General features: G+C 62.9%; 15 protein-coding genes. 7 read left to right on the top strand and 8 right to left on the bottom strand.

What is annotated here, in order from left to right; genetic code table 11:
- Positions 1-6: 6 nt before the first annotated feature.
- The 3 genes from EJ079_RS03425 to EJ079_RS03415 form a co-directional block, all read right to left on the bottom strand.
- Positions 7-1563: an NADH-quinone oxidoreductase subunit NuoF gene (locus EJ079_RS03425; RefSeq protein WP_127808088.1), complete on the bottom strand. Its 1557-nt coding sequence runs from the start codon at positions 1561-1563 to the stop codon at positions 7-9.
- Positions 1560-2039 carry a formate dehydrogenase subunit gamma gene (locus tag EJ079_RS03420; RefSeq protein ID WP_127267009.1) on the bottom strand — a complete coding sequence of 160 codons (480 nt, stop codon included), beginning with the start codon at positions 2037-2039 and terminating at the stop codon, positions 1560-1562. The genes EJ079_RS03425 and EJ079_RS03420 overlap by 4 nt, the downstream gene beginning before the upstream one ends.
- A 176-nt stretch (positions 2040-2215) precedes the next feature.
- On the bottom strand, positions 2216-3130 hold the full coding sequence (locus EJ079_RS03415; RefSeq protein ID WP_127808087.1) for a LysR family transcriptional regulator: 915 nt from the start codon (positions 3128-3130) through the stop codon (positions 2216-2218).
- Between the two features lie 151 nt (positions 3131-3281).
- On the opposite strand from EJ079_RS03415, the gene EJ079_RS03410 reads away from it, so the two are divergent.
- Both EJ079_RS03410 and EJ079_RS03405 read left to right on the top strand, forming a co-directional pair.
- Complete coding sequence (locus EJ079_RS03410; protein ID WP_127808086.1) at positions 3282-3923, top strand: DUF47 domain-containing protein; 642 nt, start codon at positions 3282-3284, stop codon at positions 3921-3923.
- A gap of 3 nt (positions 3924-3926) precedes the next feature.
- On the top strand, positions 3927-4931 hold the full coding sequence (locus EJ079_RS03405; RefSeq protein WP_127811270.1) for an inorganic phosphate transporter: 1005 nt from the start codon (positions 3927-3929) through the stop codon (positions 4929-4931).
- A gap of 11 nt (positions 4932-4942) precedes the next feature.
- Here the strand turns inward: EJ079_RS03405 and EJ079_RS03400 are convergent, their stop codons facing one another.
- Complete coding sequence (locus tag EJ079_RS03400) at positions 4943-5320, bottom strand: VOC family protein (RefSeq protein ID WP_027039668.1); 378 nt, start codon at positions 5318-5320, stop codon at positions 4943-4945.
- A gap of 269 nt (positions 5321-5589) precedes the next feature.
- Here EJ079_RS03400 and EJ079_RS03395 point away from each other — a divergent pair, with 269 nt between their 5' ends.
- Positions 5590-6771 carry an Mrp/NBP35 family ATP-binding protein gene (locus tag EJ079_RS03395; RefSeq protein WP_127808085.1) on the top strand — a complete coding sequence of 394 codons (1182 nt, stop codon included), beginning with the start codon at positions 5590-5592 and terminating at the stop codon, positions 6769-6771.
- A gap of 21 nt (positions 6772-6792) precedes the next feature.
- On the opposite strand, the gene EJ079_RS03390 is transcribed toward EJ079_RS03395, so the two are convergent.
- Positions 6793-7245: a carbon monoxide dehydrogenase subunit G gene (locus tag EJ079_RS03390; RefSeq protein ID WP_013528005.1), complete on the bottom strand. Its 453-nt coding sequence runs from the start codon at positions 7243-7245 to the stop codon at positions 6793-6795.
- 146 nt (positions 7246-7391) lie between these two features.
- On the opposite strand from EJ079_RS03390, the gene EJ079_RS03385 reads away from it, so the two are divergent.
- The 4 genes from EJ079_RS03385 to EJ079_RS03370 all read left to right on the top strand — a co-directional run bounded on the left by EJ079_RS03385 (position 7392) and on the right by EJ079_RS03370 (position 12080).
- The gene (locus tag EJ079_RS03385) at positions 7392-9197 is read left to right on the top strand and encodes an IlvD/Edd family dehydratase (RefSeq protein WP_023811496.1); all 1806 of its coding nucleotides are present in this window, start codon (positions 7392-7394) and stop codon (positions 9195-9197) included.
- Positions 9198-9413: 216 nt separating this feature from the next.
- On the top strand, positions 9414-10232 hold the full coding sequence (locus EJ079_RS03380) for a chromate resistance protein ChrB domain-containing protein (protein ID WP_127808084.1): 819 nt from the start codon (positions 9414-9416) through the stop codon (positions 10230-10232).
- On the top strand, positions 10229-11617 hold the full coding sequence (gene chrA, locus EJ079_RS03375; RefSeq protein WP_127808083.1) for a chromate transporter: 1389 nt from the start codon (positions 10229-10231) through the stop codon (positions 11615-11617). The genes EJ079_RS03380 and chrA overlap by 4 nt, the downstream gene beginning before the upstream one ends.
- A 64-nt stretch (positions 11618-11681) precedes the next feature.
- Positions 11682-12080 carry a hypothetical protein gene (locus tag EJ079_RS03370; protein ID WP_127317745.1) on the top strand — a complete coding sequence of 133 codons (399 nt, stop codon included), beginning with the start codon at positions 11682-11684 and terminating at the stop codon, positions 12078-12080.
- Positions 12081-12125: 45 nt separating this feature from the next.
- Here the strand turns inward: EJ079_RS03370 and EJ079_RS03365 are convergent, their stop codons facing one another.
- The 3 genes from EJ079_RS03365 to EJ079_RS03355 all read right to left on the bottom strand — a co-directional run bounded on the left by EJ079_RS03365 (position 12126) and on the right by EJ079_RS03355 (position 16801).
- Positions 12126-13355, bottom strand: a complete 1230-nt coding sequence (locus EJ079_RS03365) for an aromatic ring-hydroxylating dioxygenase subunit alpha (RefSeq protein ID WP_127808082.1) — start codon at positions 13353-13355, stop codon at positions 12126-12128.
- A 173-nt stretch (positions 13356-13528) separates the two neighbouring features.
- Positions 13529-15118 carry a trimethylamine methyltransferase family protein gene (locus EJ079_RS03360; protein WP_127808081.1) on the bottom strand — a complete coding sequence of 530 codons (1590 nt, stop codon included), beginning with the start codon at positions 15116-15118 and terminating at the stop codon, positions 13529-13531.
- Positions 15119-15307: 189 nt separating this feature from the next.
- Positions 15308-16801: a PLP-dependent aminotransferase family protein gene (locus tag EJ079_RS03355; protein ID WP_127399042.1), complete on the bottom strand. Its 1494-nt coding sequence runs from the start codon at positions 16799-16801 to the stop codon at positions 15308-15310.
- Positions 16802-17131 lie beyond the last annotated feature (330 nt).

Below are 17131 nucleotides of genomic sequence, written 5' to 3'. Positions count from 1 at the left end.
CAGCTCCTATTCGGCAGCCACGCGCACGGGCGCTGGCTTGAAGTCGTCGGGGAAATGGGTGATCGAGCTCATTACAGGGTAGGGCGTGAAGCCGCCCAGCGCGCACAGCGAGCCGAATTTCATCGTGTTGCAGAGGTCAGTGACCAGAGCGAGGTTCTTCTCCGGCTCGATGCCCGCGGCTATTCTGTCGATGGTCTCGACACCGCGCGTCGAGCCGATGCGGCAGGGCGTGCACTTGCCGCAACTTTCGATGGCGCAGAATTCCAAGGCGAAGCGGGCCTGTTTCAGCATGTCGGCGGTGTCGTCGAACACCACGATGCCGGCATGGCCGATCAGCCCGTCCTTGGCGGCGAAGGCTTCATAATCGAATGGCGTGTCGAACAGCGCGCGCGGGAAATAGGCACCGAGCGGTCCGCCTACCTGCACCGCCTTCACCGGCCGGCCGGTAGCGGTGCCGCCGCCGATCTCGTCGACGATCTCGCCCAGCGTCATGCCGAAAGCGGCTTCGAACAGGCCGGCATATTTGACGTTGCCGGCGATCTGGATCGGGATCGTGCCGCGCGAGCGGCCCATGCCGAAATCCTTGTAGAAGGCCGCACCCTTGTCCATGATGACAGGCACCGAGGCCAGCGAGATGACGTTGTTGATCACCGTCGGCTTGCCGAACAGCCCCTTATGCGCCGGCAGCGGCGGCTTTGCCCGCACCATGCCGCGCTTGCCCTCGAGCGAATCGAGCAGCGCCGTCTCCTCGCCGCAGACATAAGCGCCTGCGCCGACCCGGATCTCCATGTCGAAGGCGTAGGCTGAGCCCAGCACGCTGGCGCCAAGAACGCCAGCCTTGCGGGCGATCTCGACGGCCTTGTTCATCACCGCCACCGCATGCGGATATTCCGAGCGGATATAGACAAAGCCCTTGGTCGCGCCCGTGGCTATACCGGCGATCGTCATGCCTTCGATCAGCACGAAGGGATCGCCCTCCATGATCATGCGATCGGCGAAGGTGCCTGAATCGCCCTCGTCGGCGTTGCAGACGATGTATTTGCGGTCGCCAACGGTATCGAGCACCGTCTTCCACTTGATGCCGGTCGGGAAGCCGGCGCCGCCGCGCCCGCGCAGGCCCGATTCGGTAACCTGGGCGACGATGTCGGCAGGCGTCAGCGCCAGCGCGTTCGTCAGTCCGTTCAACCCGCCATGCTTCTTGTAGGATTCGAGCGAAAGCGGATCCGTGACGCCGCAGCGCGCGAAGGTCAGCCGCGTCTGCTTGGCGAAGAAGGGGATCTTGTCCGGTGAGCCCAGCCAGCGCTTGTGATGGCCGCCGGTGAGAAAGCCGCCGTCGAACAGGCTTTTGACGTCGGACGGCTTTACCGGCCCATAGGCGACGCGGCCGTTCGCTGTCGCAACTTCGACCATTGGTTCGAGGAAATAGGCGCCGCGCGACCCGTTGCGCACGATCTTGGCTTCGATGCCGCGCTCGGCGAGTTCGCCGGCGATCGCCTTGGCGACCTTTTCGGCGCCAAGCGCCAGCGCACCGGAATCGCCGGGAATGTAGATGCGCGGGATCATGAGCGCACCTCTGCAACGATCTCGTCGAGCTTCTCGTCATTGAGCCGCCCGATCACCTCGCCATCCAGCATAGCGGCGGGCGAACAGGCGCACAGGCCGAGACAATAGACCGGCTCCAGCGTCACCGAACCGTCGCGGGTCGTCTCATGGAAGCCGATGCCCAGCAATTGCTTCAGCTTGGCGGCGATGGCGTCCGAACCCATCGACTGGCAGGATTCCGCCTGGCAGAGCTTCAGCACATGCCGGCCTGCCGGGTGGCTGCGGTAATCATGATAGAAGCTGACGACGCCGTGCACCTCGGCCCTGGAAATGTTCAGCGCCTCGGCGATAACCGGCAGCGCATCCTTGGGCACATGGCCGAACTCTTCCTGGATGCCGTGGAGGATCGGCAGCAACGGGCCCTCAAGGCCCTTCATCTCCTGGATGATCGCGACCGTGCGCGATGTAATCTCGGTACTTGCAGGCTGCATTGTCATGCAGCGCCCTCCCTATCGTAGCGACCCATACATATCGGCCAGAAGCATCAAGCTGTTTTGGAACAACGACATGCGCGTGCCGCTTTATCGCTAAGTGCTTAAGAAACCAGAGAAAACCTCTGAAATCAATAAAGCGGTTTCGTTGCACGATAGAAATTTTCTATCGCTCCGTTTGACTAATCCTGTCTAGCGGAACGGTTGGCATGGAAATCGTCCGCCAGCGCCATTGCCTCGTCCAGCAGCGCCGAGACCAAAGGTGTGTGCGGTTCGCGCGGTGTCGCCACCAGGCCGACCGTGTGGCTGGCGTCTGGCTCGACGATCGGAATGGCCCGGATCGGCTCGGAAAAACCGAATGTTTCCGCAAGGTTGAGCGGCATGATCGACGACCATTTGCCGGTGCGGATGTGCGAAAACAGCACGATCATCGAATTGGATTCCAGCGTCGGCCGCACCTGCACGCCGGCTTCGGCCAGATGCTGATCGATGATGCGGCGGTTCTGCATGTCCGGCGTCAACAGGCACAGCGGCAGGCTTGAGAGCTCCGCCCATGTCACTTTGTCGCGGTCGGAATAGGGATTTCCCATCGCGGTGATCAATTGATAGCGCTCGTCATAGAGCGGCACGCTGGTCACCCGCCCCAGCGGCTCGTTGTCGAGATAGGTGATGCCGGCATCGATGTCGAAATTGCCGAGCAGCGACAGCACCTCGATCGAGGTCCGCGACAGCACCGAAAAGGTGACGCCGGGATGCTTTTCGCGAAACGGCGTCGTCAGCCGCGGCAGCATGGCGAGTGCCGTCGGGATGGCGGCGATGCGGATGCGGCCGGAAAGTCCGTGGCGCGCCGCGCGCATTTCCTCGCGCATGGTCCTGGTGTCGCCGACGATGCGGCGTGCCCACACCAGCACCTGTTTTCCCTCCGGCGTCAGGCCCTGGAAGCGTGAGCCGCGCAGGACCAGCATGACGCCAAGCTGGCCCTCCAACTGCTTGATGCCGGCCGAGAGCGTCGGCTGGGTGACGCCGCATACCTCCGCCGCCCGGCCGAAATGCTCCTCCCTGGCGAGCGCGATGAAGAATTCCAGTTTGTCGATCATGCGATCTTTCCGGTGGTTCGCTGCAAGGTCGGGGAAATCGCGCCTCGCCGCAAGCGCGATGCACAATTGCCCTGCATCCACACCTTTAAGCCGGCTACCTGTTTCCCGCGGCGCGATGCGGCGCTATGTGGATGAAACTGGGAGATCGACCATGCTGGGCTGGTTCCGCAAGCTTTTGCCGCGCGAAGATCGCTTCTTCGACCTGTTCGAACGACATTCCCGCACCGTGGTCGGCGGCGCCGAGGCGCTGGAGCAGCTTCTCCAGGGCAGGGACATCGACCTCTGGTGCCAGAAAATCATCGATCTCGAAGATGAGGCCGACCACATTACCGCGGAAGTCCTGCTGGCGGTGCGGCGCTCCTTCATCACGCCTTTCGATCGCGGCGACATCAAGGACCTGATCCAGTCGATGGATGATGCCATCGACATGATGCACAAGACGGTCAAGACGGTGAAGCTGTTCGAGCGCAAGGAGTTCGATCCGCTGATGCAGGAAATGGCTGGCGTCATCGTCGCCGCCGCCAAGCTGGTGGCCGAGGCGATCCCACTGCTCAACAAGGTCGCGACGCACACGGTGCGCCTCAACGCCATCGCCGAAGAGGTGATGCGCGTCGAAAGCCGGGCCGACGACCTGCACGAGCAAGGGCTGAAGGATCTCTTCAGGAAGCACGGCAGCAGCGATCCGATGGCCTACATGATCGGCAGCGAGATTTATGGCCAACTGGAAAAAGTGGTCGACCGCTTCGAGGACGTCGCCAACGAGATCAGCGGCATCGTCATTGAGAATGTCTAGGTGATGGAAGCCACCATTGCCTTTCCCGTGCTGGTCGGCCTCGTCGGCGTCGCACTGTTCTTCGACTTTCTCAACGGCTTGCACGATGCCGCCAATTCCATCGCTACCATCGTTTCCACCAGGGTGCTGCGGCCGCAATATGCGGTGCTGTGGGCGGCATTCTTCAATTTCATCGCCTTCATGTTCTTTGGCCTCCACGTTGCCGAGACCATAGGCAAAGGTATCATCGACGTCAGCATCGTCACCCCGGCGGTGATCTTTGCAGCCCTCGTCGGCGCCATCGTCTGGAACATCGTCACCTGGATCGCCGGCATCCCTTCGAGTAGCTCGCATGCGCTGATCGGCGGCCTGGTCGGCGCCGGTGTGGCCAAGGCAGGCGTGGGCGCCATCGTCTGGACCGGGCTTGGCAAGACGGTTGCGGCAATCGTCCTGTCGCCGGCGACCGGCTTTATCCTGGCGCTCGTCCTGATTCTCGTCGTCTCGTGGCTCTTCGTGCGCCAGACGCCGTTTGCGGTCGACAGCACGTTCCGCGTCATGCAGTTCTTTTCCGCCTCGCTCTATTCCCTCGGGCACGGCGGCAACGACGCCCAGAAGACCATGGGCATCATTGCCGTGCTGCTCTATTCGCAAGGCATGCTCGGCGCGACTTTCTACGTACCGCTCTGGGTCGTCCTCACCTGTCAGTCCGCGCTGGCGCTCGGCACCCTGTTCGGTGGCTGGCGCATCGTCCACACCATGGGCTCGAAGATCACCCGGCTGAACCCGATGCAGGGTTTTTGCGCCGAGACCGGCGGGGCGATCACGCTGTTTGCGGCGACCTGGCTCGGCATTCCCGTATCGACCACGCACACCATCACCGGCGCCATCGTCGGCGTCGGCGCCGCACGCCGCGTCTCGGCCGTACGCTGGGGCATTGCCGGCAACATCGTCATTGCCTGGATCGTCACCTTGCCGGCCACCGCTTTGATTTCGGCGCTCACCTACCTGGCGGTTGGCCTGGCGAGGTGACGTAAAGAAATCTACCTGTCCACAAGGTTCAGGATGTTGCCGTCCGGGTCCTTGAACCAGGCGACCTTCATTCCGTAACCGACGTGGAGATCGCCCTCCAGCGTCAAGCCCGGCATCTGATAGTGCTCGAAGGCGACGCCCTTCGACTTCAGTTCCTTGACGATGTTGCCGATCTCGTCGCCAACCATCCAGGTTACCGCTGTCGCCTTGTTGGTTCCGGCAAATTGAGAATGATAGACGTTGAGGGTGGTATCGCCGCTTTTGTAGACGATCAGTTCGCCGCCCTCATCGTGCACCTGTTTCAGGCCAAGCGTTCCCTCATAGAAAGCCTTGGCTTTCGCGAGATCCTTCACCGCGAGATTGGCCGTTGCATTGCTGTTTGCGAGCATGATGGTCTCCTTTCCTGGTTGTCGACCCCGTGCTGGTCACCGAAATAGGTCGCCGCGATCGTTTGACGACTGTCGCTCGACCTGATTGTTGGCCGCATCGGCGCTCGATTATCTGGAAGACGTTTGGCGCGGATGAAATCCGACAGGACCCGCCGCTTTTCCAGACACGCCAAGGCAGCCATTGCTCCACGGCTTGGTTCTGTCCGGAAACTGCATTATCTCAGGTGCAAGCTGCATCTCAGGCGCAAGCTGCGTAAGGAAAAACTGCCATGTCCGTCACCAAGGAAATCGTCACCGAGCGTCTGAAGACGGTCAACGGGCCGGATTTCACCGGCAACATCGTCGACCTCGGCATGGTTTCGGAGATTTTCATCGCCGACGGGAAGGTCTTCTTCTCGATTACCGTTCCCGCCGCTCGTGCCCAGGAAATGGAGCCGCTGCGCGCCGCCGCCGAGCGCGTCGTCAAGGCAATCCCCGGGGTCGCCGGCGCGGTCGTCGCGCTGACGGCCGAGAAGAAGGGCGGCGGCATGGAGGCGCCGGTTCCGTCGCGCGCCGCACCCAGGCCCGTTCCGCCGGCTGCGCCCGCTGCCGCCGCGCCGCGTGCGGCTCCGCACGCGCCCGCCTCGCACAGTTCGGGCAAACGTGGCGTGCCCGGTATCGAGGCGATCATTGCCGTTGCTTCCGGCAAGGGCGGCGTCGGCAAGTCGACCACCGCCGTCAACATCGCGCTCGGCCTCGCCGCCAACGGCCTGCGCGTCGGCGTGCTGGATGCCGACATCTACGGACCGTCCATGCCAAGGCTGCTCAACATCCACGGCCGGCCGCAGACCGTCGACGGCAAGATCCTGAAACCGATGGAGAATTACGGCCTGAAGGTAATGTCGATGGGTTTCCTCGTCGACGAGGAAACGCCGATGATCTGGCGCGGCCCGATGGTGATGTCGGCGCTGACGCAGATGCTGCGTGAGGTCGAATGGGGCCGTCTCGACGTGCTCGTCGTCGACATGCCGCCCGGCACTGGCGACGCGCAGTTGACCATGGCCCAGCAGGTGCCGCTGGCTGGTGCCGTCATCGTCTCGACGCCACAGGACCTGGCCCTGATCGACGCGCGAAAAGGCCTCAACATGTTCAAGAAGGTCGACGTCCCGTTGCTCGGCATCGTCGAGAACATGAGCTATTTCATCGCCCCGGACACCGGCAAGCGCTACGACATCTTTGGCCATGGCGGCGCCCGCCGCGAGGCCGAGCGCCTCGGCGTCACCTTCCTCGGTGAGGTGCCGCTCGAAATGGGCATTCGCGAAAGCTCGGATGCCGGCACGCCGGTTGTCGTCTCCAAGCCTGACGGCGCCGAGGCGAAAATCTACCGCGACATCGCCTCGAAGGTTTGGGACCGGGTCAACGAAGAGCGTGGTGCGGCTGCTGCTGCCGTGCCGAGTATTGTGTTTGAATAGCAGGCGCCGCCGTGCTGCAGCCTAGGCCGCGCCGACCTTCTCGCCAAAGCTGGAAAAAAACTGTCCAGCCAGTTTCTTCGAGGTCGATTCGATCAGGCGGCTGCCGAGTTGTGCGATCTTGCCGCCGACATCGGCCTTGGCCGCGTAGTTCAATATCGTGGCGTCGGGTCCATCCGCCGTCAGCGTCACGTCGGCGCCACCCTTGGCGAATCCTGCAATGCCGCCCTTGCCTTCGCCCTGGATGGTGTAGGAGTGCGGCGGCTTCAGGTTCTTCAGCGTCACTTCGCCGTTGAACGTCGCCTTGATCGGTCCGATCTTCACCACCACGGTCGCCGCCATCTCGGTCGGCGACTTCATCTCCAGGCTCTGGCAGCCGGGAATCGTCGCCTTCAAGACCTCGGGATCGTTCAGCGCTTCCCACACTTTTTGCAGCGGTGCGGCAATGCGCTCCTCGCCTTCGATCACCAAAGCCATGAAAACCTCCCGGACAAGACTGCCCGAACCCGTAACGCACGGCTCGGTGCGTGTCTATCGCACCAAAGTCCGGTTGCGACCGCACGCCCTCTTGCCTGCTCCCGCGCGTTGCCATATCGATTTGTCTTACAAATACGGAGACCATGATGGCAGGCGCCCCCACCCATAAGAAAAAATTTCGCTCGCAGGAGTGGTTCGACAATCCCGACAACCCGGGCATGACGGCGCTCTATCTCGAGCGCTATCTCAATTACGGTCTGACGCGCGCCGAATTGATGTCCGGCAAGCCGCTGATCGGCATCGCCCAGACCGGCTCGGATCTGTCGCCTTGCAACCGTCACCATATCGAACTCGCCAAGCGTGTGCGCGAAGGCATCGTCTCGATGGGCGGCATTCCTTTCGAGTTTCCCTGCCATCCGATCCAGGAGACCGGCAAGCGCCCGACCGCGGCACTTGACCGCAACCTTGCCTATCTCAGCCTTGTCGAGGTGCTCTACGGCTATCCGCTCGATGGCGTCGTGCTGACCATCGGTTGCGACAAGACGACACCGGCCCTGCTGATGGCGGCGGCCACCGTCAACATCCCGGCGATCGCCCTGTCGGTCGGCCCGATGCTCAATGGCTGGCACAAGGGCAAGCGCACCGGCTCCGGCACCATCGTCTGGGAATCACGCCAGCGCCTGTCGGCCGGCGAGATCGATTATGACGAGTTCATGGATATCGTCGCCTCGTCGGCGCCGTCCACCGGCTATTGCAACACCATGGGCACCGCCACCACGATGAACTCGCTGGCCGAGGCGCTTGGCATGCAGTTGCCGGGCTCGGCCGCCATTCCCGCGCCCTACCGCGAGCGCGGCCAGATTTCCTATGAGACCGGAAAACGCATCGTCGAGATGGTGCATGAGGATCTGAAGCCGTCCGATATCATGACGAGAGAGGCTTTCGAGAACGCCATCGTCGTCAATTCGGCCATTGGCGGCTCGACCAACGCGCCTATCCATCTCAACGCCATCGCCCGCCACCTTGGAGTCAAGCTCGACAATGACGACTGGCAGACGGTCGGCCTCAATGTGCCGCTGCTGGTCAATTTGCAGCCGACGGGCGAATATCTCGGCGAGGACTACCATCATGCCGGCGGCGTGCCGGCGGTCATCGCCGAACTGATGAAGGGCGGGCTGTTGCCGCATCCCGGCGCGCGCACCGTCAACGGCAAGTCGATCGGTGAGAACAGCGAGGGCGTTGCCAACGAAAATCCCGACGTCATCCGCTCTGTCGCCAAGCCGCTGAAGGCCAATGCCGGCTTCATCAATCTTCGGGGCAATCTGTTCGATTCGGCGATCATGAAGACCAGCGGCATTTCGCCGGAATTCCGCGAACGCTATCTCTCCAACCCCAAGGATCCCGAGGCTTTCGAAGGTAACGCCATGGTTTTCGACGGGCCGGAGGATTACCACGCCCGCATCGACGACCCGGCGCAAGGCATCGACGAACACACCATCCTGTTCATGCGCGGCGCTGGCCCGGTCGGCTATCCCGGCGGTGCCGAGGTCGTCAACATGCAGCCGCCGGCCTATCTCATCAAGAAGGGCATCCACGCGCTCGCTTGCATCGGTGACGGCCGCCAGTCGGGCACGTCGGGTTCGCCCTCGATCCTCAACGCCTCGCCGGAAGCGGCGATTGGCGGCGGACTGGCGCTGCTCAAGACGGGCGATCGTGTCCGCATCGACTTGCGCAAGGGTACGGCCGACATCCTCGTCACCGACGACGAGATCACCCGGCGCCGCGCCGAGTTGCAGAACAATGGCGGCTTCCACTATCCCAAGCACCAGACACCCTGGCAGGAGATCCAGCGCGGCATGGTCGCGCAGTTCTCGGAGGGAATGGTGCTGAAGCCGGCGGTGAAATACCAGGATGTCGCGCACACCAGCGGTGTCCCCAGAGACAATCATTGATTCTGGATCGACGGACGGCGGCTTGATCAAATCAGGCCGCCATCGGTTTTTCCGGTCGGCGTGTCGCATCCCGGCCGGGTAGGTCGAGAACGGTCACCGTCCTTGACAAGCGCGCCCAACAAATCCACCATCATGACAAGGGGTGCATCGCGACGACCCCGTGAGGCGTCAGCCCAACGTTCGCGTCCAAGCTTCTCTTTTCAGGAGGTGGACGCCATGCCGTCAACAACCGCTATCACCGTACCGCAATTGTCCCGGCTCATAGGTCTGCCGGGTGCACCTGTCATCATCGATGTTCGCATCGAAGAAGATTTCGAAGCCGATCCGCGCCTGTTGCCGGCCTCCTGCCGGCGCGATTTCAAAACCGTTTCGACCTGGGCCGCTGCATTCGCCGGCAAGCCGGTGGCCGTCGTCTGCCAGAAGGGGCAAAAGCTCTCGCAAGGCGTCGTCGCATGGCTGCGCCATGAGGGGATATCAGCCGAATCCCTTGAAGGCGGCTTTGAGGCCTGGCGCGATGCCGGGGGGCTTCTGGTCCGCACCGCCAAGTTGCCGCCACGCAATGAAAAGGGCGCCACCGTCTGGGTGACGCGATCCCGCCCGAAGGTCGACCGCATCGCTTGCCCATGGCTGATCCGGCGTTTCCTCGACCCTGACGCGGTGTTCCTGTTTGTCGAACCCGCTGAAGTACTGGCTGTTGCCGACCGCTTTCAGGCCGTGCCGTTCGACATCGACAATGTGTTCTGGAGCCATCGCGGCGAACGCTGCACCTTCGACACGATGATCGAGGAGTTCGGGTTGGAATCCGGGGCGCTCGATCGCCTCGCCGCAATCGTGCGCGCGGCCGACACCGCAAGCCTCGACCTAGTGCCCCAGGCGGCCGGTTTTCTGGCTGCCTCGCTGGGCCTGTCGCGTATGTTCCGCGACGATTTGGAACAACTGGAAGCAGGCATGCTGCTCTACGACGCGTTCTTCCGCTGGTGTCGCGACGCCACCGAAGAAACGCACAACTGGCCCGCTGCAGGTAAACCATCATGACCATTCTTGTCCCCGACAATAAGGCGGTGACCGTCGAGCCGCCGGCTGCGCCGACCTTCGCGGAAGCCACGAAGGTCTGGGCGAAAATCGGATTGCTCAGCTTTGGCGGACCGGCCGGGCAGATCGCGCTGATGCACAAGGAACTGGTCGAGGAGCGGCGCTGGATCGGGGAACGGCGTTTCCTGCATGCGTTGAATTACTGCATGCTGCTGCCTGGCCCGGAAGCCCAGCAACTCGCCATCTACATCGGTTGGCTGCTGCACAGGACGGCCGGTGGCCTTGTCGCCGGCATCCTGTTCGTCGTGCCGGGCGCGCTCGTCATGCTCGCCTTGAGCAGCCTGTACGTCCTCTATGGCGACATGCCGCTCGTCGCGGCGCTATTTTTCGGGGTCAAGGCGGCGGTGCTCGCCATCGTCATCGAGGCGGTGATCCGGATCGGGCGACGCGCCCTGAAAAATCCGGTCATGGTGTCGATCGCGGTCGCGGCGTTCATCGCCATCTATGCGTTGAATGTGCCGTTTCCGCTCATCGTCCTTCTCGCCGGCCTGACGGGATGGCTGGGGGACCGCGTTGCTCCCGGCCTGTTTTCCGGCTCGGCCCATGGCAAGGACGGTGTTGCCGACTCCAAGGGAGCGGTCGACCTGATGTTCGAGCGGGGCGAACTGGCCCATGTCAAACCGACCAAATGGCACGCGCCGCGCACCCTCGCCATCTGGCTGCCGATCTGGCTCGGGCCTGTTCTTTTGATCTGGTGGTTCACCGGCTCCGCAAGCGTCTGGACCGAGATAGGCCGGTTCTTCAGCCTGATGGCTGTCGTCACCTTCGGTGGCGCCTATGCGGTGCTCGCCTATGTCGCCCAGGCAGCCGTCCAGTCCTTCGGCTGGCTGGCGCCGGGTGAAATGGTCGACGGTCTTGGACTTGCAGAAACGACGCCAGGACCGCTCATCCTGGTGCTGCAGTTCGTCGGCTTCATCGCCGCGTTCCGCCATTCCGGCTCGCTCGACCCGTTACTTGCCGGATCGCTGGGGGCGCTGCTCACCCTGTGGGTGACGTTCACGCCCTGCTTCTTCTGGATATTCCTCGGGGCGCCCTACATCGAGGCCTTGCGCGGCAACAAGGCATTGTCGGCCGCACTGGGCGCGATCACTGCCGCAATTGTTGGGGTGATCATGAATCTGGCCCTATGGTTTGCTTTGCATGTCATTTTCCGTGAGGTGCACGCGACGGGGCTTGGCATGAACGTGCCGGTGCTTTCGTCCATCGACTGGCGTGCGGCCTTGCTATCCGTGGCCGCCATGGTCGCCATCCTGAAGCTGAAAGTCGGCATGCTGCCGACACTCGCGCTATCCGCCCTTGCAGGGGTCTTGCTGGCGGCGGCTGGTTAGCCAGCACCGCCTTTGTAATCCGCTTGCCCACCACATAAGTGGGCTGGAAACGGAAGGAAACATCATGGCCGGACGGCGCTCTTCCCTCGGCTTCCTCGGAATGTTCGGCCGTTCGGGCGACTTGAGGCAACTCGACGATGCCTTGCGCGGCGCCGATCTGCATCCAGCCCTTGTGCCGGAGGGCGTGAAGCTTACCATCGTCAACCTGATGAAGGATCGCTGGCCCGACGAGCCGCCGCCGGGCACCTATGCGTCGGTGGCACAATTATGCAGCTATTGCATCGCGGGTCCGGAAACCTTCGAGCAAGCCAATGGCCATGAGCGGACGCTGGAAGCCGAGCGTCGCATCGAGGCGGCGCTTGAAACCGGCGACAGCCTCGACGCGCAGATCGTGCTGATGACGCTGCATGCCAAGCTCATCAACGCTGAAGTCGTCGACCGATACGGGCTCAGCGCGGAATGACGCGAAAGGCAAGATCTGCCTGATCCCCCGCGGCAGCCGAGCCGATCAGGCCCGGCTGATCTCCTCGAGATACCAGCCGATGTAGCGCAGTTCGTTGTATTCCATCGGCGCGATCGGTCCGGGCACGAAATAGTGCGAACGCACGCCGCGCGCGGTGTGCTCGATGATCTTCTTGTCCTCTTCGGTGGTGACCTTCCACAGCCAGGTCAGCTTCTCCAGATCGTAGTCCTGGCCCTCGACCGCGTCGCCGCGCACCAGCCAGATCAGCTCCATCTCACAGGTACCAGCTGTTTTCGGGATGAAACGATAGATCATGCCGTGATCGGGATAACAGACGAGAAAGGTCGTACCGCCAAGATGGATCGATGTCACGCCACCATCATAGTCGGTGAAACGGCCCATCAGCGGCGCGACCGGCGAGCCGTCCTTGCTGCCGCTGGAAACGCCGTCATAGAGCGCATAGCGGAAAGTGTGGATCGCCTCCTGTCCGGCGGCCGAGTTCTGCCAGCGGTTGGCGCTGCCGATCTCGATGCCGAGCGCGCAGGTGCGTTGCTCCATCGCCGCATTGAGCTGCTCGATCATCTCGGCCGGTTTTTCCAGCGCATGCGTCTGCGAATATTCCGGATGCGCCGGCCCGCAATGGTAACATTCGACATAGTTCTCGACGGCGAGCTTCCAGTTGGCGTCGAGCGCATAGGACTGACGATACGCCACCTTGGCGTCGCCCCAGCCATATTGGCCGCAACTCGTGCGCAGCGACTGTTCGATCGGATCGAAATCGAGCGGCGTCTCGGCGAAGGAAATGAAGACCAGCCCGGAAGCGACGCGGACATGAAGCTTCTTCAGCCCGTGCGCCGAGCGGTCGAAATCCTTTGGCATCAGGCGCGCGGCACGCAAGGATCCGTCATTGGAATAGGCCCATGCGTGGTAGGGGCACACGAACATCTTCGCATTGCCCTTCTCCTTGGTGCAGACCTCGGCACCACGGTGGCGGCAGACATTGAGCATGGCATGCACGGTGCCATCCATGCCGCGCGTCAGGATGACCGCCTCGTCACCCAGCTTGAACAGCTCGAAATCGCCCGGGTTCGCGATGACGCTGGCATGCGCCAGGCAGTGCCAGTGGCGGCGAAAGACACGTTCCATGTCGCGCTCGAAGATCGCCGAATCATGATAGAAGGCACGCACCAGGCCGTGACCTGGCCGATGAGATGCCACCAGCCGATCGATCGCGTCGCCGTCGGTGGGTGCTTGCTGGATAGGATGCACACTCATTTGTCGTTCTGCCCGATGGTTGATCCCGGAGCAATTCCAGGAAAAGTGTGAAGCGGTTTTCTGTTAGGAATTGCGTCAAACGAAGAGCGCAATTCCAGGAAAAGTGTGAAGCGGTTTTCCGTCCTGAATTGGCTCCGGGTGGTGGCTGTATGGCTGCACGAACTCGTCTCCGGTCAGCCGCCCATTTGCGTGCGCGGCAGGTGGATCAGGTTGCCGAAGCGGGCACGCAATCTGTCGTCGACCTGTTTTGGCACGTGGCGCGGAAATCGCTCGGCAAGAATGCGTTTCTTCTCGGTGATCGCACGCAGCAATATATCAGGCCGGCCTTTTTCGTTCCATTCCTTCGGCGAGGAACGATCGCCGAGGGCGGGATAGAAGTGCTCGGTCTGCATCAGCTTGAGCGTTTGTTCGTTGTCGAGATAGTGGCCCGGCCCCTTGAGGCAGACCTCGGCGATGCTGTCGATCGACAGGGCCTCGTCAGTCACGTCGATGCCACGCGCGCAGCCCAGGCAATGACCGAGCATGTCGTTGTCGATGACCAGGCTCTCCAGGCAGAAGCCGAGCAGCGAGGCATGCATGCCGGCCGCCTCGTAGACGAGGTTGAGGCCGGAGAGGCCGGCCATCACATTGGTGATGCCCTTTTCGTAGCCGGACTGAATATCGGGCAATTTCGAATCCGTCATGCCGGCGGCGGAGCCACCGGGCAGGTCGTAGAATTGCGCCATCTGGGCACAGGCCGCCGTTGCCACCGACTGCTCGGCCGACCCGCCCGCCATGGCGCCGGTGCGCAGGTCCGACATGAACGGCCATGCGCCGAAGATCGCCGGATGGCCGGGCTTGAGCGCGTTGACATAGACCAGGCCGGCCAGCACTTCGGCCACTGCTTGCACGACGGCGCCGGCCATCGCCGCGGGTGCCGTGGTGCCGGACTGGCCGGTCGACAGCAGCAGGATCGGGATGCCGCCTTCGACGCAGGCCTCAAGCACGCCGCAGGCATCCTCGGCGAACTTCATTGGCGGCACGACGAATGAGTTGGAGTTGGAAACGAACGGCCGGGCACGGAAATTCTCCTCGCCGCCGGCGATGGCGTACAGCATTTCAAGCGCAGGCTTCACGTTCTCACGCACGGTGAAGGATGTTCCGACGTGCTTCGATGTTCCCATCACACAGACATAAAGCGTGTTGAAATCCATCTCGAGCGGATCGGCGATGTCGCGCGCCACCATCGGCCGCTGGAAGAAATGGATGTTGTCCAGCCCGTCGACGATGCGGGCGGCATCATAAATATCCTGCAGCTTGGACTCGCGGTACTCGCGCTTCTCCAGATCCACCAGGTGCACGGCGATGCCTGCCGTGCCGTAGTGCACGCGCTTGCCCTGGACCACCATGTCGTGCCTGGGGTCCTGGCCATGAAGCGTGAAATGTCGTGCCGCCCGCTTGATGGTGTCGAGCACGAGCGCGCGCGGAAAGCGGACCCGGCCATCGTCGCCGTGGACCGCCCCCACCTTGGTCAGCACCTTTATGCAGGAAGGAATGGCGTTGGCGAAACCCACTGTCTCCAAAAGCGTCATCACGCCCTCGTGGATACGCTCGCGGTCATCCCCGCGCAGCGGCCCGTAGCCGCCGCCCTCGATGGCCTTGTGCTGGGGTCTGGTATCCTCCACCAGGGGAGATGATCGCATGGCATGTCCTGTTTCGCGAAGACCGGAGCGCTGCGGACGACGGTTCGCCGGCGTGTCCTGCTGTTCGACAGCCACTGGCATGGAAGCACTCCACCGTCGTCGGCAGGGACTCGTGGCGGTTGCTCCACTATCGGCCTGCTTCTTCCCCTGACGCCGACTATGCCGCTGGCACTGGCTCATCCTATGGGCCAGCTGGCCCAGTTCCATGTGCCAGAGCTAAAATACCGGAGCCGCTGCGAACGGCTCCGGTCACGAGAGATCGACGATGGATCAGGCGGCCGCGGGTCTGCGTCCGGCGGCCGTGGCCAGTTCGCGAATGCCTGGCTCGATGTGCTGCAGTGCGATCGACGAGATGCCCAGCCGCATGAAACGCGAAGGCTTTTCAGTGCGATCGAAGAAACGGTCGCCTGGCTCGATGATGACGCTGCGCGAGGCGGCTGCCTCGGCCAGCCCGCGCGAATCGGTGCCGCGCGGCCCTTCGAGCCACAGCGACGTGCCGCCGGCCGAATCGGTCGAACGCCATTCCGGCAGGAAGGCGGAAATCGCATGGACCAGCCGCTTGCGCCGCTCATCGAAGGCTGAAGACAGCCGCCGCACCAGCGCCTCGTGGTGGCCGAGCGACAGGAACAGCGCTACGGCGCGCTGATTGTTGGCCGGCGGGTGACGCAGCATGAAGCGGCGCAGAGCCCGCAGCTCGGAGATTAGTCCAGCGGACGCCACGATGTACCCGAGCCGCAGGCCGGGAGCCAACGTCTTGGACATCGAGCCGACATAGACGACGCGGCCGGAGCGATCGAGGCTCTTCAGCGCTTGCTGCGGTGCCTCGTCGAGAAGCTGGCTGTCATAGCCGTCCTCGATGATGATCTGGTTGTAGCGGTTGGCGCGCGCCAGAAGATCCTGCCGCCGCTCCGCCGACAACGGCACCATGGTCGGGCAATGATGGCTGGGCGTGACGAAGACGAAGCCGGAATCGTTGGGGATAGAAGCAGTTACGATGCCGGACTGGTCAACCGGTACCGGCTGTATCTCCGCGCCCGCAAGGCGGAAGATCGAGCGGGCGTCGGGATAGCCCGGGTCTTCCATCGCCACCTTGGAGCCTTTGGACATCAGCAGCGTCGCCAGCATGTAGAGCGCGTTCTGAGCGCCCAGCGTGACGATGATCTCGTCCGGATTGGCGAAGATGCCGCGCCGGGGCAGGAGCCGCGCCTGGATCTGCTCGATCAGCAGCGGATCGTCACGGTCGACCATGTCGGACGCCCAGTTACGGATTTCCAGCACGGCAAGCGCCATGCGGTTGCACTCGCGCCACTCGGCGGTCGGGAACAGCGCCGGGTCGAACTGCCCGTAGACGAAGGGATAGGACGACTTGATCCAGTTCTCGTGCTTCGCTGGCGGCGGCATGTCGCTTGCGGCGATCTTGCGGCGTGCCTTCCAGTCGATCTCGTTGGCCTGGTCGGGCGCCTTCTGGTGGGGCTTGGCCGGTGTCGCCAGCACATCGGGATTGACGAAATGGCCACGCCGCTCGCGCGCCACCAGGAAACCCTGGTCGACGAGCTGCTGGAACGCCAGCACCACGGTTCCGCGAGCCACGCCAAGTTTTTCGGCCAGGATCCGGCAGGAAGGAAGCGGCATCGAAGCGGCGATCTGGCGGTCGAGAATGGCGGCTACGATGGCCTGGCGGATCTGCGCCTGCAGGGTTTGGCCGGATTCGGCCGAAATCCGGAACAGGCCGGACCATATCGCCGTGTCGTTTCGCTGTGGCATGGGAGATTTCCTCGATGGCCAGCCTTTTTCGCTTGGCTGGACCAGCCGAACGTAACCGTGGCACAAGGGGTTGCGCCAATCAATTTTTCTGATCGTTGGGATTTATGCCAGTGATCCTTCACGTCCTTTTGATGCCGCGTTGCGGCATCCTGGGGTGACGCGGCGCCTCATCCCGGCGATGACACCGTACGTGACGTCTGCGTGATCGCCGCGTGACGTCTGCGTCATCGCTGGGGTGACGGTGTGCGTCATCGCTGCGCATTGAAACGGGTGGAGTTCGGCCCGATAGATTGTCGCGACGACACGCGCCGGAAACATCCGGTCCGTAAT

The sequence above is a fragment of the Mesorhizobium sp. M7A.F.Ce.TU.012.03.2.1 genome (genome assembly GCF_004006095.1).
GTDB lineage: Bacteria > Pseudomonadota > Alphaproteobacteria > Rhizobiales > Rhizobiaceae > Mesorhizobium.
This window is presented reverse-complemented; position numbering and strand designations above follow the sequence as displayed.